General features: G+C 66.9%; 24 protein-coding genes. 9 read left to right on the top strand and 15 right to left on the bottom strand.

The window, feature by feature from the left end; genetic code table 11:
* Window positions 1-205: 205 nt before the first annotated feature.
* Together HEQ22_RS11255 and HEQ22_RS11250 are read right to left on the bottom strand one after the other, a co-directional pair.
* Window positions 206-1093 (bottom strand): helix-turn-helix domain-containing protein, encoded by an 888-nt coding sequence (locus HEQ22_RS11255; RefSeq protein ID WP_432767988.1) that lies wholly within the window; start codon window positions 1091-1093, stop codon window positions 206-208.
* A 95-nt stretch (window positions 1094-1188) separates the two neighbouring features.
* Window positions 1189-2991 carry a DUF885 domain-containing protein gene (locus tag HEQ22_RS11250; protein ID WP_432770862.1) on the bottom strand — a complete coding sequence of 601 codons (1803 nt, stop codon included), beginning with the start codon at window positions 2989-2991 and terminating at the stop codon, window positions 1189-1191.
* 112 nt (window positions 2992-3103) lie between these two features.
* On the opposite strand from HEQ22_RS11250, the gene HEQ22_RS11245 reads away from it, so the two are divergent.
* The 3 genes from HEQ22_RS11245 to HEQ22_RS11235 all read left to right on the top strand — a co-directional run bounded on the left by HEQ22_RS11245 (window position 3104) and on the right by HEQ22_RS11235 (window position 7894).
* Window positions 3104-4174: a quinone-dependent dihydroorotate dehydrogenase gene (locus HEQ22_RS11245; RefSeq protein ID WP_432767987.1), complete on the top strand. Its 1071-nt coding sequence runs from the start codon at window positions 3104-3106 to the stop codon at window positions 4172-4174.
* 184 nt (window positions 4175-4358) lie between these two features.
* The gene (gene ggt / locus HEQ22_RS11240; RefSeq protein WP_432767986.1) at window positions 4359-6050 is read left to right on the top strand and encodes a gamma-glutamyltransferase; all 1692 of its coding nucleotides are present in this window, start codon (window positions 4359-4361) and stop codon (window positions 6048-6050) included.
* Between the two features lie 38 nt (window positions 6051-6088).
* The gene (locus tag HEQ22_RS11235) at window positions 6089-7894 is read left to right on the top strand and encodes an AMP-dependent synthetase/ligase (protein ID WP_432767985.1); all 1806 of its coding nucleotides are present in this window, start codon (window positions 6089-6091) and stop codon (window positions 7892-7894) included.
* 84 nt (window positions 7895-7978) lie between these two features.
* Here HEQ22_RS11235 and HEQ22_RS11230 read toward each other — a convergent pair whose 3' ends face one another.
* The 7 genes from HEQ22_RS11230 to HEQ22_RS11200 form a co-directional block, all read right to left on the bottom strand.
* Window positions 7979-8425 carry a hypothetical protein gene (locus HEQ22_RS11230; RefSeq protein ID WP_432767984.1) on the bottom strand — a complete coding sequence of 149 codons (447 nt, stop codon included), beginning with the start codon at window positions 8423-8425 and terminating at the stop codon, window positions 7979-7981.
* A gap of 63 nt (window positions 8426-8488) precedes the next feature.
* Window positions 8489-9217, bottom strand: coding sequence for a hydroxyacylglutathione hydrolase (gene gloB, locus HEQ22_RS11225; RefSeq protein ID WP_432767983.1), 729 nt, complete (start codon window positions 9215-9217; stop codon window positions 8489-8491).
* Between the two features lie 31 nt (window positions 9218-9248).
* Window positions 9249-9698, bottom strand: coding sequence for a VOC family protein (locus tag HEQ22_RS11220; RefSeq protein WP_432767982.1), 450 nt, complete (start codon window positions 9696-9698; stop codon window positions 9249-9251).
* Window positions 9699-9702: 4 nt separating this feature from the next.
* Entirely contained in the window at window positions 9703-10140 is a 438-nt protein-coding gene (locus HEQ22_RS11215) for a VOC family protein (protein ID WP_432767981.1), read from the bottom strand.
* Between the two features lie 9 nt (window positions 10141-10149).
* On the bottom strand, window positions 10150-10587 hold the full coding sequence (locus HEQ22_RS11210) for an acyl-CoA thioesterase (RefSeq protein WP_432767980.1): 438 nt from the start codon (window positions 10585-10587) through the stop codon (window positions 10150-10152).
* A gap of 221 nt (window positions 10588-10808) precedes the next feature.
* Window positions 10809-11576 carry an alpha/beta fold hydrolase gene (locus tag HEQ22_RS11205; RefSeq protein ID WP_432767979.1) on the bottom strand — a complete coding sequence of 256 codons (768 nt, stop codon included), beginning with the start codon at window positions 11574-11576 and terminating at the stop codon, window positions 10809-10811.
* Between the two features lie 5 nt (window positions 11577-11581).
* Window positions 11582-11836, bottom strand: a complete 255-nt coding sequence (locus tag HEQ22_RS11200; protein ID WP_432767978.1) for a DUF6356 family protein — start codon at window positions 11834-11836, stop codon at window positions 11582-11584.
* A gap of 60 nt (window positions 11837-11896) precedes the next feature.
* Here HEQ22_RS11200 and HEQ22_RS11195 point away from each other — a divergent pair, with 60 nt between their 5' ends.
* The gene (locus HEQ22_RS11195; protein ID WP_432767977.1) at window positions 11897-12346 is read left to right on the top strand and encodes a hypothetical protein; all 450 of its coding nucleotides are present in this window, start codon (window positions 11897-11899) and stop codon (window positions 12344-12346) included.
* A gap of 470 nt (window positions 12347-12816) precedes the next feature.
* Here the strand turns inward: HEQ22_RS11195 and HEQ22_RS11190 are convergent, their stop codons facing one another.
* The 4 genes from HEQ22_RS11190 to HEQ22_RS11175 form a co-directional block, all read right to left on the bottom strand.
* Window positions 12817-13008, bottom strand: coding sequence for a helix-turn-helix transcriptional regulator (locus HEQ22_RS11190; protein ID WP_432767976.1), 192 nt, complete (start codon window positions 13006-13008; stop codon window positions 12817-12819).
* A complete protein-coding gene (locus HEQ22_RS11185) occupies window positions 13005-13598 on the bottom strand; it encodes a hypothetical protein (RefSeq protein WP_432767975.1) in 594 nt (197 codons plus the stop codon). Before HEQ22_RS11185 ends, HEQ22_RS11190 begins: the two co-directional genes overlap by 4 nt.
* A 1-nt stretch (window position 13599) precedes the next feature.
* A complete protein-coding gene (locus tag HEQ22_RS11180; protein WP_432767974.1) occupies window positions 13600-13776 on the bottom strand; it encodes a hypothetical protein in 177 nt (58 codons plus the stop codon).
* Between the two features lie 106 nt (window positions 13777-13882).
* Window positions 13883-14290, bottom strand: coding sequence for a MerC family mercury resistance protein (locus HEQ22_RS11175; protein WP_432767973.1), 408 nt, complete (start codon window positions 14288-14290; stop codon window positions 13883-13885).
* A gap of 161 nt (window positions 14291-14451) precedes the next feature.
* On the opposite strand from HEQ22_RS11175, the gene thrS reads away from it, so the two are divergent.
* The 4 genes from thrS to HEQ22_RS11155 are packed head-to-tail and all read left to right on the top strand — an operon-like array spanning window position 14452 to window position 19125.
* Window positions 14452-16455 carry a threonine--tRNA ligase gene (gene thrS / locus HEQ22_RS11170; protein WP_432767972.1) on the top strand — a complete coding sequence of 668 codons (2004 nt, stop codon included), beginning with the start codon at window positions 14452-14454 and terminating at the stop codon, window positions 16453-16455.
* Window positions 16456-16493: 38 nt separating this feature from the next.
* Entirely contained in the window at window positions 16494-17138 is a 645-nt protein-coding gene (locus HEQ22_RS11165; RefSeq protein ID WP_432767971.1) for a helix-turn-helix domain-containing protein, read from the top strand.
* Window positions 17139-17147: 9 nt separating this feature from the next.
* A complete protein-coding gene (locus tag HEQ22_RS11160; protein WP_432767970.1) occupies window positions 17148-18308 on the top strand; it encodes a hypothetical protein in 1161 nt (386 codons plus the stop codon).
* A gap of 55 nt (window positions 18309-18363) precedes the next feature.
* Window positions 18364-19125 carry a TSUP family transporter gene (locus tag HEQ22_RS11155; RefSeq protein ID WP_432767969.1) on the top strand — a complete coding sequence of 254 codons (762 nt, stop codon included), beginning with the start codon at window positions 18364-18366 and terminating at the stop codon, window positions 19123-19125.
* On the opposite strand, the gene HEQ22_RS11150 is transcribed toward HEQ22_RS11155, so the two are convergent.
* Both HEQ22_RS11150 and HEQ22_RS11145 read right to left on the bottom strand, forming a co-directional pair.
* Window positions 19122-21623, bottom strand: a complete 2502-nt coding sequence (locus HEQ22_RS11150; RefSeq protein WP_432767968.1) for an ABC transporter permease — start codon at window positions 21621-21623, stop codon at window positions 19122-19124. The two genes, HEQ22_RS11155 and HEQ22_RS11150, sit on opposite strands and share 4 nt — an antisense overlap.
* Complete coding sequence (locus tag HEQ22_RS11145; protein ID WP_432767967.1) at window positions 21624-22325, bottom strand: ABC transporter ATP-binding protein; 702 nt, start codon at window positions 22323-22325, stop codon at window positions 21624-21626. It lies immediately after the preceding gene.
* 17 nt (window positions 22326-22342) lie between these two features.
* On the opposite strand from HEQ22_RS11145, the gene HEQ22_RS11140 reads away from it, so the two are divergent.
* A complete protein-coding gene (locus tag HEQ22_RS11140) occupies window positions 22343-23056 on the top strand; it encodes an arylesterase (protein WP_432767966.1) in 714 nt (237 codons plus the stop codon).
* The last annotated feature ends 173 nt before the right edge of the window (window positions 23057-23229 follow it).

The following is a 23229-nucleotide window of genomic DNA, read 5'->3' as shown; positions in this document are numbered from 1 at the left end:
CGATAGAAAAGTTGCGCCCAAAAAAAAGGCACCCATCCGGCCAAAGCCAAATGAGTGCCAAGATGAAGGTCTCGGTCCCCTGAAAGGGGCGAGCTCTTCTGGGTCGCAGGGGTGGATTATGCCCGGCAACCGATTCGCGATTGGACGAAAACGCCAAATCGGCATCGCGCGCATGTTTCGTGCGCGGAGCCTTGCCGCGCGCCGGTCAGGTTTCCGAGACGAGCGGGCTGACCTTGCCGGCCATCTGCTTGCGGCCCGTCGTCGTCGCCTGCGTATAGGGCGACGGACGGCCGAGCTGGCCGGGGGTGGCGCCGGCGAAGCGCTTGATCTCGCGGATCAGGTGCGACTGGTCGTAAAAGGCATCGCCCAGCGTGCCGGCGTCGAGCTTTTCGCCGCGCGCGAGCGCCGACGCCGCGCGCACCGCGCGATATTTGCGCGCCAGCATCCGCGGCGACAGGCCGTAATAATGCTTGGTCATGCGCTCGACCGACCGGATCGACATCCCCGTCGCCGCGACCAGTTCGGGCACCTGCGGCGACGGCGATGCGGTCAGCCAGGCATCGACGGTGCGGGTGAACCACACCGGTGCAGGCTCGTTCTTCTTCAGGATTTCGCGGACGAAATTATTGCCGATCACCAGCCGCTCGGCGGTGTCGGCCGCATTCACCACGGTGTCGACGACATCCTCGATCCAGTCGCCGAACAGGTCGGCGGCGTTGATCGCGCGATCGGTCAGCTTGTCGGCGTGGGCGCCCATCAAGGTCGCCCACCCTGCCGGCATCAGTCCGAAACCGTACATGCGCAGCGGGCCGCGGCCGATGGCGCGCACGCTGCCGCTGGTCGGCCCGATGATCGTCGCGCGGCCCGCCGGAAAGCGATAGCCGTCGGCAAAGACATATTCGCCCCCGGCGGGCATCATGAAGCGGAACTGCGGGCGGTCGGCGCGTTCGCTTTCGTCGAACAGCGGCATGTCGACGCGCACGAAATAGAAACTCGACACCATTTCCGCCAGATCGGGATCGGGCGGGAAATAGAGCAGCTCGAACGGCGAGTCGCCGTCCGCGCCCGTTGGCGAGGATAAAGTTTCCGTCATGACGAGACCGACCCCGACGGCTTGTGCCGACTTGTTTAGCTAGAACAAATCCTTTGCCTTTTGCGGGGCTTCGTCAAGTTCAATCGTCAATCGGGTTAACCTTTGTCGGCGGCGATCCAGGCATCGACCCGCCGTTCGAGGATGTCGAGCGGCACCGGACCCGCTTCGAGCACGACGTCGTGGAAAGCACGGATGTCGAAGCGCGGTCCCATCGCCGCCTGCGCGCGGCGGCGAAGCTCCATGATCTTCAGCTTGCCGATCAGATAGGCGTTCGCCTGGCCGGGATAGACGATATAGCGTTCGATCGCCTTTTCGATGTCGCCGTCGGGGTTCGGCGTATTGTCCTTCAGATATTTTATCGCCTGCTCGCGGCTCCACCGCTTGTCGTGGATGCCGGTATCGACGACCAGCCGGCACGCGCGCCACAACTCCATCCCCAGCCGCCCGAAATCGCTGTAGGGATCGGTGTAGAACCCCATGTCCTTGGCCAGCTCTTCGGTATAGAGGCCCCAGCCTTCGGTATAGGCGGTGAAGCCGCCGAAGCGGCGGAAGGGCGGCAGCCCGGTGAGTTCGGTCTGCACCGCGCGCTGCAGATGGTGGCCGGGAACCCCCTCATGATAGGCGAGCGCTTCGAGCTCGGTCTTCGACATGTCGCGCAGATTATACAGGTTCACATAATAGGTGCCCGGCCGCGACCCGTCGGGCGAGGGCGACTGATAGAACGCCTTGCCCGCCGATTTCTCGCGGAACGCCTCGACCGCTTTCACCACCAGCGGCGCCTTGGGCAGCGTGTTGAAGAAGGCGGGCAGGCGCGCTTCCATCGCTTTCACATGCTTGTCGACGTCGGCCAGATAGGCCTCGCGCGTGTCGTAATAATATTGCGGGCTCGTCCGCAGATGCTCGAAGAATTGCGGCAGGCTGCCCTTGAAGCCGACCTGGGCCATGATCGTCTTCATCTCGCCATGGATCCGCGCGACTTCGGCCAGGCCAAGGTCGTGGACTTCGGCTGCGGTCATGTCGGTCGTCGTATAGCTGGCGAGCAAGGCTTCGTAATAGGCCTTGCCGTCGGGCAGGCGCCACACCCCGTCGGCGGTCGGCGCGCCCGGTTGCTGGCGCTTCATTTCGGCGAGCAGCCGGGTGTAGGCGGGGCCGGCGCTAGTCGCCCACGCCGCGTTCGCCGCATCGACCAACCGCGTCTTTTCGGCGGCGGCGATATCGAGCTTGCCGACCTTGGCGCCGATATCCTCGATCAGCGCGTTGCCGGGCTTCAACAGATTCTCGATGTCCGAAATGACATAGGCATAGACCCATTTGGGCGGCTGGATGCCCATCTTGGCGCGTTCGGCCGATTGCGCGGTCAGCGCGTCGATGATCGGGCCGAGGCCGCGGATGCGCTCGACATAGGCGTCGGCCTCGGCGACGGTCGAGACGCGGTGAATATTGATCAGGAATGCCGGCATCTGGCTTTGCGCGCCGCGCATCTGGTTGAACAGATAATTGTGGTGGCGAAAGGCGAACAGGCTTTCCTCGCGCTTCGCCTGAGCGTTGAACAGTTCGAACGACAGCGCGTCGTCGCCCGACAGGGTGGCGGGATCGTAGCTGCCCTGCATCGCCGCGGCGGTCGCCTGTTGCAGCTTGTGGCGGGCCACCTCGGCCTCGTCGCCGACATCGTCCCATTTGCCATAGTCGCCGTCGCGAATTCCGCGATAGGCCTTGGTTTCGGGCGACAGCGACAGCTGTGCCTCGTCATATTTCTGGAAAAACTCGGCGAGCGGGGCGCCGGCGGGCGTTTCGGTTGCGGGGGATGTAGCGGGCGGGGGCAGGGCGGTCGCCGGCGCCTGCTCGATCGCGGCCGGGGCGCATCCCGCGGTGGCGAGCAGCAGCAGCGCGGTGGACATATTGGCGGCAAGGCGAAGGTGCGACACGATTTTCTCCCGGTTTTTCCGAAGCGTTTATGCTGGCCCGCGGGGGGCTTGCCATAGCGTCCGGCACGGCGCAATGGCAGGCGCCATGTCCTTCTTCGCTTCGCTGACCGACACCGCCTATGCGCTCGTCCGCCCGCTCGTCCACGCCACCGACGGGGAAGCGGCGCACAATCTGACCGTCGCCGCGCTCGAACCGCTGCCGCGCGCGCGGCGGGCGCTGACCAGTCCCGCGCTCGCCACCGACGTCGCGGGTATCGCTTTCCCGAACCCCGTCGGCCTGGCGCCGGGTTTCGACAAGGATGCGCGCGTCGCGCACGCGATGCCGCATTTCGGGTTCGGCTTCGTCGAGGTCGGGACGCTGACCCCGCTGCCGCAGGCGGGCAATCCGCGGCCGCGGCTGTTCCGGCTGGTCGAGGACGCTGCGGTGATCAACCGCATGGGGTTCAACAACGGCGGGCAGGCGGCGGCGTCGGCGCGCATCCTGCGGCAACGGCACCATGATTTTCCGGTGCCGCTCGGCATCAATATCGGGGCGAACAAGGACAGCGCCGATCGCATCGCCGATTATGCGGCGGGAATGGCGGCGATGGGAGTGCTCGCCGATTATATCACGGTCAACATCAGTTCGCCCAACACGCCGGGTCTGCGCGCCTTGCAGGACCGGGGAGCGCTGGAAGCTCTGCTCGACGCGGTGGGCGATCAGCAGGATGATCGCGCACCGGTGCCGGTGTTTCTGAAAGTCGCCCCCGACCTCGAACCCGCCGATATCGACGATCTGGTCAAGGTCGCGCTGGACAAGCGTCTCGCGGCGCTGATCGTCGCGAACACGACGGTCTCGCGGCCGACGCTGCGCGCGCGCCATGCGGAGGAAGCCGGCGGATTGTCGGGGGCGCCGCTCCACGACCTCGCGCTTCAGCGGCTCAAGGATTTCCGCACCGCGAGCGGCGGCACGATCCCGCTGGTCGGGGTCGGCGGCATCGCAACCGCCGAGCAGGCGTGGGCGCGCATCCGCGCGGGGGCGAGCCTGGTGCAGATCTATTCGGCGATGATCTACGAAGGCCCCGGCCTCGCGGCGCGGATCGCGCGTGGGCTTGAAAAACTCGCGGAGCGCGACGGCTTCGCGCGCGTGGCCGACGCGGTCGGGGTTGGCGGCTAGTTTCCTCCCTGTGGCGAAGCCATGAGGAGGGGGACCGTCCGCGAAGCGGATGGTGGAGGGGCGACGACGGTGGCGCCAAAGCCCCTCCGTCAGCGCTTCGCGCTGCCACCTCCCCATCGCTGCGCGACAGGGAGGGTCAGGGTCGGGGTTGCGCTGTCCGATGCCCCGCGCCAAGGTCGCGCCCATGATCACCCGACTCCTCGCCGCCCTCAGCTTTTTCCTTCTCGCCCTCCCGTCGCTCGCCGCGGCGCAGGGGGTCACCTCGTCGGCCGATCCGCGCGCGACCGAGGCGGGGCGTACGATATTGCAGCAGGGCGGCTCGGCGGCCGACGCGGCGGTGGCGATGGTCGCGGTGCTGACCCTGGTCGAACCGCAGTCGAGCGGGATCGGAGGTGGCGGCTTCCTCGTCTATCATGACGCCGCGGCCAATCAGGTCGCGACGATCGACGGGCGCGAAACCGCCCCGGCGTCGGCGACCCCCGAACGCTTCCTCGGTCCCGACGGCAAACCGCGCGGCTATGCCGATGTCATCCCCGGTGGGCTCTCGGTCGGCGTCCCCGGCAATATGCGGCTGATGGAGATGGCGCACCGGAAATGGGGCAAGCTGGAATGGCAGGCGCTGTTCCAGCCCGCGATCCGCCTCGCCGAAGAGGGGTTCGAGGTCAGCCCGGCGCTCTATAATTTCCTCGACCGCTACCGCGATTTGTGGACCGATTTCCCTGCCGCGCGCGCAATCTATTATGTCGATGGCCAGCCCGCGCCGGTCGGCACCCGGCTGAAGAATCCGGCCTATGCCGCGCTGCTCCGCGATGTCGCGGCGCGCGGACCCGACGCATTTTACACCGGCGCCAACGCCCGCGCGATCGGCGACGCGGTCGCCAAATCGGTGCGCAATCCGGCGGTGCTGACGCCGAAGGATCTCGCCGCCTATCAGGCGAGGACGCGTCCGGCGGTCTGCACGACCTACCGCGTCTACAAGGTCTGCGGCATGGGGCCGCCCTCGTCGGGAGCAACGACGGTGTTCGGCATCCTCGGGATGATCGAGGGCTGGGATATGCAGGCGATGGGCAAGGACAATCCGATGAGCTGGCACCTCATCGCGGAGGCAATGCAACTCGCCTATGCCGACCGCGCCAAATATCTCGGCGATGGCGATTTCGTCGAGGTGCCGGTCGCGGGCCTACTCGACAAAGCCTATCTGGCCGAGCGGCGCCAGCTGATCTCGCCCTTCGGCAAGGCGGCGCGTTACGAAGCGGGGACGCCGCCGGGAGCGCCGCCGCGCACCACCTCGGGCCCGGTGGCCGAGAACGGGACGACACATTTCGTGGCGGTCGACCGCGCCGGCAATGTCGCGTCGATGACCTCGACCGTCGAAAGCATCTTCGGCAGCCACCTGATCGCGAACGGCTATTTCCTCAACAACGAGCTGACCGATTTCGATCACAACCCGGTTCAAGGCGGCGCTCCCGCCGCCAACCGGGTCGAGGCGGGCAAACGGCCGCTGTCGTCGATGTCGCCGACGATCGTCTACGGCCCCGACGGCAAGGTCGTGCTGGCGGTCGGTTCGGCGGGCGGCAAACGCATCATCATGCATGTCACCAAGACGCTGATCGGGGTGCTCGACTGGGGGCTTTCGGCCGAGGCGGCGATCGCACTGCCCAACCTGTTTTACGGACAGCAGGGCGTGCTGATCGAAGACGATGCCGCGGGGCAGGCGATCGCGAAGCAGATGCCACCGTTCGGCTATGGCTTTACGCCCACCGATCTCGGGTCGAAACTCAACGCGGCGCAGCGCGTTGGCGACACATGGCATGGCGCCGCCGATCCGCGCGGTCCGGGCACCTCGTCGGTCGATGGCGCGCCGCCGCAGGGCTGAAATATAACAAGGGACACCTCTTTGGGAGAGCAAGAGGCATGAAGCTGGAAAACCCCCATCTCGACCAATTCCCCAGCCTGGTCGCGATGTTCTTCGACCGCGCCGAACGCGGCGGCGAAAGCCCGTTCCTATGGCGCAAGGCCGACCGCGCCTGGCAGCCGCTGAGCTGGCGGCAGGTCGCCCATCAGGTTGCTGCGCTCGCGCACAATCTGCGCGAACTCGGGCTGAAGGAGGGCGACCGCGTCGTCCTGATCAGCGAGAACCGTCCCGAATGGTGCATCGCCGATTTGGGGATCATGGCGGCCGGGTGCATCACCGTCCCGACCTACACCACCAACACCGAGCGCGATCACCAGCATATCCTCGACAACAGCGGGGCGCAGGCGGTGATCGTCTCGACCGCCAAGCTGGCGCGCACGCTGATGCCCGCGGTGATGCGGTCCGACGCGCATATCGTCATCAGCATGGAGCCGCTGCGCGTCGGGCAGCAGGGCGATGTCGAGATCCGCGACTGGGCGCCGCTGGTCGCCGACGGCGCGACATATCTGGAGGAAACCAAGGCGCGCGGGCTGGGCGTCAAGCGCGAGGACACCGCGTGCATCATCTACACTAGCGGCACCGGCGGCGCGCCGCGCGGGGTGATGCAGCATCATGGCGCGATCCTCCACAACGCCGCCGGCGCCGCCGAGGTGCTCGTCAACGACTTCGGCATCGGCGAAGAAGAGGTGTTCCTGTCGTTCCTGCCGCTCAGCCACGCTTATGAACATTCGGGCGGGCAGTTCCTGCCGATCATGGTCGGCGCGCAAATCTATTACAGCGAGGGGCTGGAAAAGCTGGTCTCGAACATCGAGGAGACCAGACCGACGATCATGGTCGTCGTCCCGCGGCTGTTCGAGGTCATCCGCGCGCGGATGATCAAGGCGGTCGAGAAACAGGGCAAGCTCGCCAACTGGATGCTGAACCAGGCGCTACGCGTCGGCGAGAAGGATTATGCGCACGGCCTCGGGCTGCTCGACCGCCCGGTCGACCTGATCCTCGGCAGATTGTTCCGGCCCAAGATCCAGAAGCGTTTCGGCGGCCGGATGAAGGCGCTGGTTTCGGGCGGCGCACCGCTCAATCCCGAAATCGGCGTGTTCTTCCATTCGATCGGGCTGACCCTGCTGCAAGGCTATGGCCAGACCGAGGCCGGGCCGGTGATCAGCTGCAACCGCCCCAGCGCCGGGATCAAGATGGACACCGTCGGCCCGCCGCTGATGAACACCGAGGTCCGCATCGCCGACGACGGCGAAATATTGGTGCGCGGCGAGCTGGTGATGAAGGGCTATTGGCGCAACCCGGCCGAGACCGCGCGGGTGCTGGTAGACGGCTGGCTCCACACCGGCGACATCGGCCACATCGACGAGGCCGGCCGCATCGTCATCACCGACCGCAAAAAGGATCTGATCGTCAACGACAAGGGCGACAATGTCTCGCCGCAGCGCGTCGAGGGTATGCTGACGCTCCAGCCCGAAATCCTGCAGGCGATGGTTTATGGCGACAAGCGCCCGCATCTCGTCGGCCTCCTCGTCCCCGATCCCGAATGGGCCGCCGAATGGGCCGAGACCGAGGGATTGCCCAAGGATATCAAACTGCTGCGCGAGCATGAAAAATTCCGCGCCGCGCTCCGCGCCGCGGTCGATCGCGTGAACGGCCAGCTGTCGGTGATCGAAAAAGTCCGCAAGTTCGACTTTGCCGACGAGGCCTTCACGATCGAGAATGAACAGATGACGCCGTCGATGAAGATCCGCCGCCACGTGCTGAAACAGGTGTATGCCGACCGCATCGCCGCGCTCTATAAAAGCTGAGCGCCGATGCAGCAGATGACAGGCGGGGGTGCGACCCGAAGAGCTCGGCGCAAACCGGACCCCGCCTGTCGCTGAGCCAAAGGCTCAGCCGTCGTCCCCCGCCGGTTTGCGATAGGGGACGAATTCGCCAAAGACGCAGGTCGGACCGCGAATGCCGCTGCTGCGATCGACCAGATGGAAAAAATCGCCTTCGCAGGTCGAGGCGCCGAACTGGCGGACCACCATGATGTCGCTGTCGCGCGCCAGCCCCGGGCAGCTGCCCTTGAGGTCGTTGCGATAAACCAGATTGCCGTTTGCGCGGTACAGCAGGATGTCGTCGGAGACGCGGATCGTGCTGATGGTGCGGACCGACGAGAGGCAGCGAACCGGTGCCCCGGCCACCTTGCCGCCCAGCTGTTTGTCGAGCGTTTCGGCCTGCTTCGGGCTCAGCGGCGCAGCGCCTGCTGCGCCGGCGCCGGCCGGCGCGCAGCTGGCCAGCAACGGCACCGCCAGCACCGCCGCGGCGGTAAGGATCGGGTTCGGCCTGGCCATACTCATGCTCCTTCGTGGCCGCGTCCGAATGAACGGGCGCTTAAGCCTTTTTTTGCGGCCGCCTCAGGCGGCGTCCTTCAGCGCGCGGATGCGGCCCAGCTCGGCCGCGGTCTCCGCACGCAGGAACGGGTTGGTCGCGCGTTCGGCGCCGATGCTGGTCGGCACCGTCGCCTCGCCCGCGGCGCGCGCCGCCTCGACCGCCGCCAGCCGCGCCGCCAGCGCTGCGTTGTCGGGCTCGACGGTCACCGCAAAGCGCGCGTTCGACAGCGTATATTCGTGCGCGCAATAGACGCGCGTCGCATCGTCGAGGGTGCCGAACTTCTGCATGTTCGCGAACATCTGTTCGGCGGTGCCTTCGAACAACCGGCCGCATCCCATCGCGAACATCGTGTCGCCGACGAAAATCGCCGCGTCGTCGGCGAAATGATAGGCGATGTGCCCTGCGGTATGCGCCGGCACGTCCCACACGCTGGCGACATGGTTGCCCAGGCGAACGCTGTCACCGCCCGCCACCTGCACGTCGAGCGTCGGGATGCGGGCATATTCGGCCGCCGGTCCGGTGATCGTACAGCCGGTTGCCTCCTTGATCGCGGCATTGCCGCCGGTGTGATCGGGGTGCCAGTGGGTGTTCCAGATGTCGGTGATCGTCCAGCCGCGCGCCGCGGCGGCGTCGAGCACCGTGTCGGCGACCGCGGGATCGACGACCATCGTTGCGCCGCTGGCGGGGTCGTGAACCAGCCAGACATAATTGTCGCTGAGCACGGGGATGCGGACGATGTCGAGGGCAGTCATATCTCGTCTCCTTTCGCTCCGCTCCGTTCGCCTAAAAGACGGAATGGAACGCGGTTGGCCTTGATGTCCAGTTCCAGGTCGCGATCGCGTCATATCCTTCGGCGTTGAACGCGATCAGGCAGAATCCATGGCCGAACGGGTCGGCGAATGTCGCCTGCCGGCCATAGGGCAGGTCCACGATATCGCCCTCCAGCGTCGCCCCGGCGGACAGGGCGCGGGCGACCGCGGCGTCGAGGTCGTCGACGGCAAAATCGGGATGGACGGGCGTCCAGTGACGGCTGTACCGACGGCAATCGCCGCCTTCGGGGCCGCTCGCGGTTCCGGCGGCCTTGGCGATCAAATAGATCGGAACATCACTGCCGGTCAGTTCGACAATGTCGTCGCCGAACCGCCGGGAGACTGCCAGATCGAAAACGCGGGTGTAAAAGCGCTCGCCGGCGGCCAGGTCGGGCACGTCGATGTTGATCAACAGGCCCGGCACGATCCTACCAGCTGCCGGTATTCGGCATCGACGCCCAGGGTTCCTGCGGCGGCAGATGCCCGTCCTGCAGCAGTTCGACCGAAATGCCGTCGGGCGAGCGGACGAAGGCCATATGGCCGTCGCGCGGCGGGCGGTTGATCGTCACCCCGGCGTCCATAAGCCGCTGGCAGGTCGCGTAAATGTCGTCGACGCGATAGGCGAGGTGGCCGAAATTGCGCCCACCCGCATATTGCTCGGGCGCGCTGCCGTCGGCGGGCGGCCAGTTATAGGTCAGTTCGACCTCGGCGACGCCTTCCTGCCCCGGCGGGGCGAGGAAGATCAACGTAAAGCGGCCCTGCTCGCTGTCGAAACGGCGCGTTTCCTCCAGCCCGATCAGCTTGAAGAAATCGACGGTGGCGTCTGGATCCGAAACGCGGATCATCGTGTGGAGATATTTGGTCATGGACCCAATCTAGGCGCGAAGGCGGCAACCTTCAAACGCTTCGAACAGGGATACGAATGCATCGGGCACCGGCGACGGCGCGCCGCGCGCTTCGGCGACATGGACGCTGACCTCCAGCCCGGTCGCGCGCAGATCGTCCTGCCCTGCGCCATGCAGTTCGAACAGGAAGGTCATCGAACTGCGGCCGACGCGCGAACAGCGCACGCAAATATCGATTTCTTCGTCGAGCAGGATCGGCGCCTTGTAATCGACCTCGGCGCGCGCGACGTGGAATTCGGGGCTGTCGCGGTGCGGCCAGCGGTCATAAACGCCAGCGGCGCGCCAATATTCGGTGATGCCGATATCGAAATATTCCAGGTAGCGGCTGTTGAACACGACCGCCTGGGCATCGATCTCGGCATAGCGGACGCGCTTGGGGACGTGAAATTTGAAATCGCTGCGGGCCATATCATTCTTTCAAAGCGGAGACTGCGTTCAAGAGGGTTTCGCACAAAGCCACAAAGCCACGAAGGCATCGCGCTGGCCGCGAAGCGGCTTTTCCTTACGGGGTTTGCACCAGACGCGCCGTTGATGAAGGGGCAAAGCCAATCGGTCCAAACCGACCTCTTCGTGGCTTCGTGGCTTTGTGCGAAATAATCTTGCCACTCTCGCTGCGGCTCGCCGCCATCTCAATGCGCCTCTTCCGTCAATCGCGCGACCGTCGCGATCAACAGCGCGATGTCGGTGTCGCGCGACAGCCGATGATCGCCGCCCTTCACCAGCGTGACCTGGACGTCCTCGCTCGCCAACGCCGTGGCGAGGCGCAGGCTGATGCCCGGCGGCACGTCGCCGTCGTCCTGCCCGTGGAGCAGGCGCACCGGGCAGGTCAGGGGGATTTCGGTTTCGAGCAAGCGGTTCGCCTCGCCCGACTGGAAAAAGCCGCGCGTCGTCACATAGGGCTGGTCGCCATAGGGCGTGTCTTCGCGCAAGGCGCCCTCGGCCAGGATGATCGCCTTTTCCTCGGGCGAAAAACCCCAGTCGGTGAAATCGGGCGCCGCGGCGATGCCGACCAGCCCCGCGACGCGCACCGCCCCGTCGCGCCGGGCCAGCGCCAGCGCGGTCAGCAGCATCAGCCAGCCGCCCATCGACGATCCGACGATCACGACCGGGCCCTCCACCACGGCGTCGATCAGGTCGAGCACATCGCCGCGCCAGTCGGGCAGGGTCTGCTCGGCAAACAGGCCGTCCGACAGGCCGCATCCGGCATAGTCGAGCAACAGGCAGGCGCGGCCCTCGCTGGCCGCCCAGTCGAACAATGCGGTCGCCTTGCCGCCCGCCATGTCGGACATGTAACCGGGCAGAAAGACGATCGTCGGCCCCGCGCCGCGGACGTGCCGATAGGCGAGGCGGGGGCGGCCGGGGCGGTCGAGATAGTCGGGTTCGGCGAGGTCGCTCACGCCGGTCAGATGACCCAGTCGATGGTGTTGACCTGAACCGCGGCCTGTCCCTTGGCGGCGCGCTGTTCGACCATGATCTTGTTGAGCCGGCGGATCGTGTCGCTGCCGGTGGTGATGCACAGCCCCGGCACCACCGCATGGACCAGCGCGCACAGCCCGCCCCAGATCATCGTCACCCCAAAGCGCGACGCGACGCCGAAATGCTCGAGATAATTTTCATCGACGCTTTTGGGATGGTCGACGAACAGGCGCTTGAACATAACGGACGGCTCCATTGGCGGGAGCCGATCCCCTAGCGACGGCGGCGTGGGGGAGCAAGGGTGGCGGGTGCGGTGATGGCGGGTTCGGGGTGGAAAGCGGTCGTGTCTGCCGTTAGCTATCTTGCCAATAGGGAGATGGCTGTGGGCTGGTTTAGCAAAAAGAAGAATGACGGTCCCGATTACAACTCGGTGAACTCCATGGCTGAAGCCCAGCGGCTCGTCGATCAGGGGGAGTTGGTTCCATTGTTGCTTCTGCCCAAAGAATTTGGCGGCGAAGCGATTGCAGAAAACACCGTATATGTTCCCAGCTTTGTTGCCGATCTTAAGCACGGCACAGACCGTGACGTTGTGTTCCCGCTGGCTGCTGACGGCAAGGTAACTCGCTATTCAGCGCAGCCCGAATATGAAGGCAAGAGCGTGGTTCCGGTAGCGATTCGAATCTCCGCCACAGAGCCGGCTAACTTTGTGCGAGATATTGCGATCTGGGGTGGAGCGTTAAAACGCATCTAGCGGCCAACGTCCGCAATCGGTCGTCAGCAGCCTTCCAAATATTTCGCGCAGAGGCCGCATGGATCGCAGAGGTAGACCGCTTCCTCTCTGTGATCTCTGCGGCCTCTGCGCGAATTCAATTCAAAGCCGCCCACGCGGCCAATGTCCGCAATCGGTCGCTTCCAGACTTTTCGTCATCCCGGACTTGATCCGGGATCCATGACAACGGTGCGGCGATGGATCCCGGATCAAGTCCGGGATGACGATGAGGAGTAAATCCTCCCTGTCGCGCAGCGATGGGGAGGGAGACCGCCGCGAAGCGGTGGTGGAGGGGCCGGGACGGTGCGTCATGGCGCGGAGTTTCGCCCCCTCCGTCGGCCCTGCGAGCCGCCACCTCCTTGTTCCGGGAGGACCTTGAACGCCCACTCCCGGCCAATCCCCGACGTTCCGCCCGCCGCGCCAAGCCAATCCCCCCGTGCGCCACCCCACCCTCAATCGCGCAGGAAAATCTCTTCGATCGCCAGCCCGAACAGGTCGGCGATGCGAAAGGCGAGGGGGAGCGAGGGGTCGTATTTGCCCGTTTCGATGGCGTTGACCGACTGTCGCGACACCTCCAGCCGGTCGGCCAAGTCGCCCTGGCTCCAGTCGCGCTCGGCGCGCAGGACTTTCAGGCGGTTTTTCACGACCCGCTCATCCGCCGCCGGATCTGCGACAATCCCATGCCGATCGCCCAGACCGGCACGACGATCCAGCTCTGGATATGCGGCACGACCTTGAAGCTCTCGAGGAACCCCCACACGGTCGATACGATCAGCAACAGCCCGAGCCCGAACAGGGCGTCGCCGACATGGCGCATCTTCAGATATTCGTCGGTTTCCTCGACCAGATAGCGATAAAGCCCCCAGACGAAATAGACGATCGGCAGCGCCGGCAGCACCGCGATCAGCCATAGTAGCGGCCCCTCGGGGCGCAGCCAGTCGTTGACCGAGATCGCGAAGAACAGCGCCGCGACATAGGCGAACGCCCAGATCAGCCCGCGCCGGTTGTAGCGCTTGAGCGCGGGCGAGGTGCAGCCCGCAAGATTGCCGTCGCGCTCGGTCGAGCGGATCAGCGGGATCAGCAGCAGCATCGGCGGCAGCATGATCGCCATGCTCCAAAACCCGTTCAACCCGATAACGCGCGCGGCGATGCCGGTGCCGAAGGTGGCGACGATGAAGATGACACCCCACCAGAGCGGGCGGCGACCGGGCGCCGGGGCAGCTTCCGCGGCCATCTCAGGCACTCCGCCGGCGCAGCGCGCACGGCCCGGCGTTGATCGTGGCGATCATCAGCGCCGGGATGACGATGATCAGCGTCTGCGCCGTCGTTTCGGGGATCAGTTCGAAGATGCTGGCGAGGGCGACGAGCAGGCTCGCGGCTGCCCAGGGCAGGGCACGAAGGATGTGAGGCATTGGTCAAGCTCCCTTGTTAATCAGTCAAGGAACATTGACACTATGCGGGATGCTTGTCAAGCAACATTGACATCGGGATTGGCTTGCTTGTCACTATCGGCGCTATTCACCGCCGGGCGCGATGGCGCAGCCGCCAGTTGGCAAGGTGCGCGCTCGCCAGCGCCAGCGCGCCGAGCGAGGTCAGCAACCGGTCGGCCGCCTCGGCGTCGTCCACCGCGAGCCATCCCTCATGGGCCGCGAGCCCGAGCGCAAGCAGCGCCAGCCCCGCCGCCGCCCACGCGCCGGGCGCGACGCGGCGGTGCCGGCGCCAGCCGCCCGCCATCGCCACCGCCGCGGCGGGCAGCGCGAGCAGCAGGATCAGGGCATGAACGCCTTCGGGCAGCGCGATCCAGCGGCTGAGCGCCGGCGCGAGCAGGATCGCGAGCGGCAGCGCGAGACAATGGACAAGGCAGGTCAGCGACAGGGTGATGCCGAGCAGGTCGGCGGCGCGCGGGCGCGAGACGGAGAGGCACATGCAGCAAGACTTTCGCGGGAGGAGTCGCATCCCCTCTAATGATACATTGTATCATTGCAACCGCGTTGCGCATCGGCCCCTTGCCGCTCCTATCGCATGCTGGCAAAGGGGCGCTGTTTTCGGGGGGATTCTGACCCCTTGCCAGAAAGGTCGATTTTTCGATGTCCCAGATGATCCGCGTCACCCTTCCCGATGGCTCTGCCCGTGAAGTCGTGCGCGGGACCACCCCGGCACAGATTGCCGCCGACATCGGACCCGGCCTCGCCAAGGCCGCGCTCGCGGCGCGGATCGACGGCGAGCTGCGCGACATCATGCGCCCGCTGGATCAGGATACGAATCTCGCGCTGGTGACCAGCCGCGACGAGGCCGACGCGCTCGAACTCGTCCGCCACGATTTTGCGCATATCCTGGCCGAAGCGGTGCAGAATCTGTTTCCGGGCACCCAGATCACCTTTGGCCCGTCGACCGGCGACGGCTTCTATTACGACTTCGCGCCGACCGCCGAGCATGGCCCGTTCCGCGACGAGGAACTGCCGCTGATCGAGGCGGAGATGCGCCGGCTGATCGCGGCCGACCTGCCGCTGACGCGCGAAGTGTGGGAGCGCGACAAGCTCATTGCCAAATGGGCTGCCGAGGGCGAGACGTTCAAGGCAGAATGGGCCGCCGAGTTGCCCGCGAACGAGGAACTCACCGTCTATCGCTCGGGTGACGGCTGGATGGACATGTGCCGCGGCCCGCATCTGGCCTCGACGGGCAAGCTCGATCCTGCCGCGTTCAAACTCACGCGCGTATCGGGCGCCTATTGGCGTGGCGACCAGAAGAATGCGCAGCTGTCGCGCATCTACGGCACCGGCTGGCTGAACAAGAAGCAGCTCGCCGAGCATCTCGTCCGGCTCGAGGAAGCCGCGAAGCGCGACCACCGCAAGCTGGGGCAGGAGATGGACCTCTTCCACCTACAGGCCGAGGCGCATGGTTCGGTGTTCTGGCATCCCAAGGGCTACAGGATATGGCGCGAGCTCGAGGCCTATATGCGCCGCGCGATCGACGGCGCGGGCTATCGCGAGGTCAAGACGCCGCAGGTGATGGACGCGCGCCAGTGGGAGCAGTCGGGACATTGGGGCAAATATCGCGAGAATATGTTCGTGATCCCCGACGAGGTGCCGAATGTCGACGACGAGGGCCCGATCGTCTCCGACGATGCGGAGTGGATGGCGCTGAAGCCGATGAACTGCCCCGCGCACGTCCTGATCTTTCGCCAGGGCATGAAATCGTACCGCGACCTGCCGCTGCGCCTCTACGAAAACGGCTGCTGCCACCGCAACGAACCGCATGGCGCGCTGCACGGGCTGATGCGCGTGCGCCAGTTCACGCAGGACGACGCGCATATCTTTTGCCGCGAGGACCAGATCGTCAGCGAGGTGCAGGCCTTCTGCGCGCTCGCCGACCGCATCTATAAAGAATTCGGCTTCACCTATTCGATCAAGCTTGCACTGCGCCCCGAAAAGCGTTTCGGGACCGAAGAGATGTGGGACATGGCCGAAACCGAACTGCGCGCCGCGGTCGTTGCTGCCGGCCTCAACACCCCCGAATATGGCTGGGAGGAATTGCCGGGCGAGGGCGCCTTTTACGCGCCGAAGCTCGAATGGCACCTGACCGACGCGATCGGGCGGACGTGGCAAGTCGGGACGATCCAGTCCGACCGCGTCCTCCCTGAGCGCCTCGACGCGTCCTACATCGCCGAGGATGGCGAGCGCCACCGCCCGGTGATGCTGCACCGCGCGATCTTTGGCAGCTACGAACGCTTCATCGGCATCTTGATCGAGCATTTCGCTGGCAAGCTGCCGGTGTGGCTCGCGCCGGTGCAGGCGGTGGTTGCGACGATCGTCAGCGACGCCGACGACTATGCCCGCGATGCCACGGCCCAGCTGGCGGCGGCGGGGATCCGCGTCGAAACCGACCTGCGCAACGAAAAGATCAACTACAAGGTCCGCGAACATAGCCTGGCTAAGGTTCCGCACCTGCTCGTCGTCGGCAAGCGCGAGGCCGACGAAGGCACGGTCGCGATCCGCACTCTTGGGCAGGAAGGCCAGCGCATCATGCCGCTTGCCGAAGCGATCGCGCTGCTGAAGGGCGAAGCGATGCCGCCTGACCTGCGCGACAGGTGAGCGCGGCCGGCATCGGACGCCATGCAGCGGGCGAAAGCTTGCCGCGGCACCGCCATGCCGAGGGCTATTTCGCCATCGTCCTCGGCGGGGGCTATGAAGAGGCGGGCGACGAGGGGCGGTTCGCCGCGCAGCCGGGGACCGTCGTTGTCCACGGGCCGTGGACGGCGCATCTCGACCGTTTTGGCGCGCGCGGTGCCGAGGTGCTCAACCTGCCGGCGATACCGGGTCTCGCTCCCGGTTTCGGCGCGATCGACGATGCCGATGCCGTCGTGCGGCTCGCCGAGCGCGATCCCTTCGCCGCCGCGCTCCATGTTCGCGACCGGTTCCAGCGCTGCGCCGCCCGCGGCGCCGACTGGCCCGATCTGCTCGCAGCAGCGCTCCGCGCCGATCCCGACCTCGCGTTGACGCCGTGGGCGCGGCGCATGAAGCTCGATCCGGCTTCGGTCAGCCGCGGCTTCGCGCGTGCCTATGGGGTCAGCCCCAAACGTTTCCGGATCGAAGCGCGGACCCGCCGCGCGCTCGCCGCGCTCAGCGACTGGCGCGGTACGCTCGCCGACCTCGCCGCCGAGCAGGGTTTCGCGGACCAGGCGCATATGGCGCGATCGATCGTTTCGATGACCGGTGCGCCGCCGGTGCGGCTGAGGGCAAAGTCCGTTCAAGCCGGAGCGGTGCGGCCCGGCTAATCGTCCGGCATGAACCGCCGTCTTTTTATCGCCGCCACGCTGGCCGTCCCGACCGTCGCTGCCTTGCGGGGCCTTCGCGCCAGCGCGCAGCCGGCCAAAGCCCCGATGCGCACGCGCTGGAACGTGGTCGAATCCGAAGGTTATGATGCGATCGCCTTTCTCGGTGCGCTCTCCGGCCGCGACCTATATCGCCGCTATTACGCTGCCGAGGCCGATGCCTTCGCGGCGCGATTGCCCGCGGCGATCCGCGCCGACATTCCGAAGCTGACCGACGAATCGGATGCGTCGCCGTTCGGGCTGCTGTGGCCCAAGCTTGCCAACGCGCTGAGCGGTGCGGGGGTAACGACGCTCGCTTCGATCATCGCGCTGCTCGGCGATCTCGAGGCGCGCGTCGGGCCGAGCTATAAGCGCGATCCGAACGGGTCGGACGCCGAGTGGCGTTGGCTGACGCAACAGGGTCCGCGGCTGCGCAGCATCTTCGCCGCGATGCGCGACGCCGGCTTTGGCGCGTTTCGCCGTGAGACGATCGGGGCTGATTTCGACGCGAGGACGGCCGAGGTGGCGCGCTCGCTCGCCGGCTATGACGTAGTGCACTGGCAGGAAAAGCTGACCGGGCGAACCTTCGACCCCGTGATCAATGTCGTGCTGCTCGCCTTTTCGAAACCGCATGGCGTGAAGATGCAGGGCCAGACCTTCCTGCAGGCGGTCGATTACGACACCGCGACCACTGTCCGCATCGCCGCGCACGAAATGCTGCACCCGCCGCTGCCGATGGACGGCGTCGTCGCCCGCGCGGCGCTGGCGGTGCTCGCCAGGGATCCGTTGATCCCGCGCATCGTCGCCGACCACGATCCCCAATGGGGCTATACGACGCTCGACGGCATGCTCAACGAGGACATGGCGCAAGCGCTCGACCAGCTGATCAGCGAGGCGCTCGGCGTGGCGCGCAATCCCGCCGACCGCTGGCGCAAGGCCGATGACGGCATCCATGTCCTCGCCGGCGCCATTTACGGTATGCTGCTCCAGGACCGCTGGATCGAGAGCGGCGGATCGATCGAGGCGTGGCTGGCCGAGGCTGTGCGCGCCGGGCGTTTCGATCCGCCTCGGTTGCACGCCGTCGCGGCGGCAGTGCTCGAGCGTCCGGTGGGCGCTCTCTGGCCGGTCGGCTGAGGGGCTCGGCGGCAGGGGCTAGGCGGCAGGGGCCTGCTGCGGTATCCGCCGCGCGATGGACCCCATCGCATCGCTCGTCGGCCTCGCGCCCCTGACCCTCGCCGGCGCTGCCGCGATGACCTTTGGCGCCGCCTATGTGCGCGGCCTCACCGGTTTTGGCATGGCGATCATCCTGGTGCCGCTGCTCGGCCTGATCGTGACGCCGGGGGAGGCGGTGGTGCTGGGCATCCTGCTGCAACTGCTGATCGGCCCGGTGGGCCTGAAGGTAATTCTGGCCGATGCCGATCGGGCGACCGCGATGCCGATCGCGCTGATCGCGATGGCGACGACGCCGCTCGGAATGGTCGCGCTGAAGGCGACGACCCCCGATGTCGCGCGGCTGCTCATCACGCTGGTGGCGGTGGGTGCCTTCGTCGCCGTACTGTTGCCCAAGCAGCCCGAGGGTCATCGCCCGGGCCGACTGGCGGTCGGCGCCACTGGAGCCGTCTCAGGAATATTGACCGGCTTTGCGGCGATGCCGGGGCCGCCGGTGGTACCCTTTTACTTGCGGAGCGCGCTGGCGCCGACGACCGCGCGGGCGTCGATGATGCTGATCTTTTTCGCCACCGCCATTGCGGGCACGCTCGCCGCCTTGTGGGTCGGTATCGCCAGCGGGCGACTGATCATCCTGTCGTTGTTGCTGTTCGCGCCGATGTGGCTTGGCAACTGGATCGGCGGCCGCCACTTCGGCCGCGTCGCTCCGCATGTGTGGCAGACGATGGTCGCGGTTGTGCTGGGCGTCGCCGCGGTCGCCGCGGTGGTGCGGATCCTGAACTAAAGGCTGCGCAGCGCCTGCGCGGGTTTGGCCGACAGCAGCGGCCAGCTGCCTGCGATGCCGATCAGGAACGACAGCCCCGCGCCGCCGATCAGCGTCGCGCCGACGATGACCGGATCGGGGGCGAAGGTGAAATCGAACAGGCTGACGACGACATAGCGCGCCGCGAGCAGCCCGAGCCCGAGCGCCAGTGCCGCGAGGATCGCCGCGAGCACGGCATATTCCATCGCCTGCGCGCCCAATATCTGCCCGCGGGTCGCGCCCAGCAGCTTCAGGATCACGCTGTCATAGACGCGCCGCTCGCGGCTTGCCGCGATCGCGCCGATCAGCACCGCGATGCCGGCGAGGATCGCGATGCTGGCGGCGGCGGCGATCGCCTGGCTCATCTGGGTCAGTAGCGTCGTCACCTGGCTGACGACGTCGCGCACCGCGATCAGCGAGGCGGACGGGAAGGTGCGCGGGATGCTGCGCGCCAGCCCTGCTTCGGCGCCCGGCGGGACTGCGACCGTCGCGACCATGTTGTGCGGCGCGGCGTCGAAGGTGCCGGGTGAGAAAACCAGCACATAATTCAGTCCGAAATTGTCCCACTGGACGGTGCGCAGCGAGGCGACCTTTGCCTGCACCTCGACCCCCAGCACATTGACGCTGATCGTGTCGCCGATCGCGAGGTCGAGCGAGGTCGCGACCTCCTGTTCGACGCTGACCAGCGGCGGGCCGCGGTAATCGGCGGCCCACCATTGCCCCGCAACCAGTTCGCTACCGTCCGGGAGTGTCGGGCTATAGGTCAGGCCGCGGTCGCCGCGGAGCACCCATGCCCCTTCGGGCAGTTCGGCCAGCTCGTCGACGCGCTGGCCCTTATATTCGGTGACGCTGCCGCGCAGCGCCGGGATCAGATTGACCTCGGCGTCGGGCGCGGCGTCGGTGACGAGGGTGCGAAACGCCGCGGCGCCGTCCCGCGGAACGTCGAGGACGAAAAAGCTCGGCGCGCGTTGCGGCACGGTGCGTGAAATTTCGTTGGTGATGCTGGTCTGGATCGCCGCAAGCGTCACGAACAATGTCAGCCCGAGTCCGAGCGCGACGACCAGTGCGCCGGTCGCGGCGCCGGGCCGGTGCAAATTGGCGAGCGCGAGGCGCAGCAGCGGGCGGCGCGGGCGCGGCATGCGGCTGGCGGTGCGGCGGACCAGCCAGCCGAGCCCGACGAGGATCAAGAGCAGGCCGACCGCAGCGCCGATGAACGACAGCGCGAACAGCGGCTCGCGCGCGGTGCCGACTGCAAGCGCGACGATCGCGATCAGCGCGATGGCGACGGCGACCAGCGCCGGGCGGTCGATCCGGCCCGCGCCATCGACCGTTGCGCGATACAGTCCGGCCGCAGGCACATGCCGCGTCGCGGCGAGCGGCGGCAGGGCAAAGGCGATCGCAATCAGCATGCCATAGGCGGCGCTGACCGCGAGCGGCAGCGGATAAATGGCGAGCCCCGGCCGCACCGGCAGCACATCGCCCGCGACCCAGCCGATCGCAGCGGGTGCCAGCGCGCCGACGACCAGCCCGGCAGCGATCGAGACTGCGGCGACCGCGAGGATCTGCATGCCGTAGATGCGCAGCACCGTCGCGCTGTCGGCACCCAGCACCTTCAGCGTTGCGAGTCCCGGACGCTTGCCGGCAAGGTAGCTGGCGACGCCGTTGCCGACACCGATCCCCGCGATCACCAGCGCGGCCAGCCCGACGAGCGACAGGAACTGCCCCATGCGCTCGATGAAGCGCCGGGTGCCCGGCGCGCCGTTGCCGCTGTCGGTCACGTCCCAGCCGGCGCCCGGATATTCGGCGGTCAGCGCCTTGCCGACCGCAGCGGGGTCGGCGCCGCCCGGCAGACGGACGCGATATTTGCTTTCATACAGGCTGCCCGGCTGGATCAGCCCGGTCGCCGGCAGGTCGCCAAGCCCGATAATCGCTACCGGTCCCAGCGTGAATCCTTCGCCCAGGCGGTCGGGCTCTTCGGCGATGATCCCGTCGATAAGGAACGTTTTTTCGCCGAACTTCACTCGCGAATCGGTTTTCAGCTCGAGTCGCGAGGCAAGGTCCGCGCCGATCCACACGCTTCCCGGCGGCGGCGGCCCGCGCCGCACACCGCTCTCCAGCCGCAGCGACCCGTAAAGCGGATAGGCGGCATCGACCGCCTTCAGTTCGACGAGCAGCGCGTCGCCGTCGGGATCGTTCGCCATCGCGCGCATCCGCACCGTCGACGATGGCGTGCCGATACGCCGGAACGCCTCCATTTCTTCGGGCGTCGCCTCGCGCTGCGGCAGTTCGAATTCGACGTCGCCGCCGAGGATCGTCTGGCCGCGCACTTCGAGTTCGGAGGTGATGCCGCGCGTCAGGCTGCCGATCGCCGCGAGCGTCGCAACGCCGAGGAACAGGCAGACGGCCAGCAGGCGAAGGCCGCGAATGCGCGACGCGAGGTCGCGCCGCGCGATGCGCCAGAGGGAGGCGAGGGGGAGCATCTAGGCGGCCCGCTCTTCGATCTTGCCGTCGTGCATCGTCACGACGCGGTCGCAATGCGCCGCCAACTCGGGGTCGTGCGTGATGATCAGTAGCGTCGCGCCGAGCGCGGCGCGGCGCGCGAAGATCAGGTCGATGATCGCATGGCCGGTCGCGGTGTCGAGGTTGCCGGTCGGTTCGTCGGCAAAGATGATCGCAGGCCCGCTCGCCATCGCGCGCGCGATGGCGACGCGTTGCTGCTCGCCGCCCGACAACTGCGAGGGATAATGCGACAGGCGGTGGCCGAGCCCGACCGCTTCGAGCTCGGCGGCGGCGCGCGCGAACGGGTCGGCCATGCCTGCGAGTTCCAGCGGGACCGCGACATTTTCGAGCGCTGTCATCGTCGGCAGCAGGTGGAAGGCCTGGAGGACGATGCCGATCCGCCCGCGCCGCGCCCGTGCGAGGTCGTCCTCGTCCATCGCGGCGAAATCGAGCCCGGCGACGCGGATGCTGCCGCCATTGGCGCGCTCCAGCCCCGCGAGCACCGCCATCAGCGAGCTTTTGCCCGATCCCGATGGCCCAAGCAGCGCGACCGAGGTGCCGGCTTCGACCTCCAGATCGACGCCGCGCAAAATTTCGACGGGGGCCTTGTCGCTGCCGAGTGTCAGCGTCACATTATGGGCGGCGATCGCCACGGTCGGCGATTGTCGGTCGGCGTCGGGCAAGGAGAGGACCCTTTGAAATGAGAACGGCCGGATGGCGCTCTTATCTGACATATGGTTGCGCAATCGCGCTTTGCCAACCGCTCGCCGCGTGCGGATCGGCGGAAAACCCGCCGGCTTCGACGAATGACCGAAGTGCGGGGAAAGCGGCGGCCGCCGTGCCCGCCGACGCCCCGCTGGTGATCGCGTTCGGCGACAGCTTGTATGCGGGGTATCAGCTCGGGCCGAAGGAAGGACTGGCGCCGCAGCTTCAGGCCGCGCTCGCCGCCGACGGCGTCGTTGCGCGCGTCCAGAACGCCGGGGTGTCGGGCGACACCACTGCGGCGGGGCGCCAGCGGCTGACCTATGTGCTCGACAGCGCGCAGAAGAAGCCGGCGCTCGTCCTCCTCGGGCTCGGCGGCAACGACATGCTGCGCGGGGTCCAGCCTGGCGAAACCCGCACCAACCTCGACGCGATGCTCGCCGAGCTGCAGAAACGCGAGATTCCGGTGTTGCTCACCGGGATGATCGCGGCGCCGAACATGGGCGGCGATTATGCGCAGGCGTTCAACACCATCTATCCCGAACTGGCCGCCAAATATGACGCGAGCCTCTATCCTTTCATCCTCGACAATGTCGTCACCGACAGGGCGCTGATGCTTGGCGACAATGTCCATCCCAATGCCAAGGGGGTGACGGTGATCGCCGAGGGGCTGGCGCCGCTGATCGCACAGGCGCTGCCGCAAGCGGAGTAATGTGATCCTCCCTGTCGCGAAGCGATGGGGAGGGGGAGCGAGCGGGTTAAAAGGAACGCGCGGGGCGCGTTGCTCCCCGCGAGGCCGCGAAGCGGATGGTAGAGGGGCCGCGACGTTGCGTCATAGCCCCTCCGTCAGCGGCTCCGCCGCTGCCACCTCCCCATGGCTTTGCC

The organism is Sphingopyxis sp. (genome assembly GCF_050916055.1).
GTDB lineage: Bacteria > Pseudomonadota > Alphaproteobacteria > Sphingomonadales > Sphingomonadaceae > Sphingopyxis.
The sequence above is the reverse complement of the archived record's forward strand: the minus strand, read 5'-3'. Positions and strand labels throughout refer to the sequence as shown.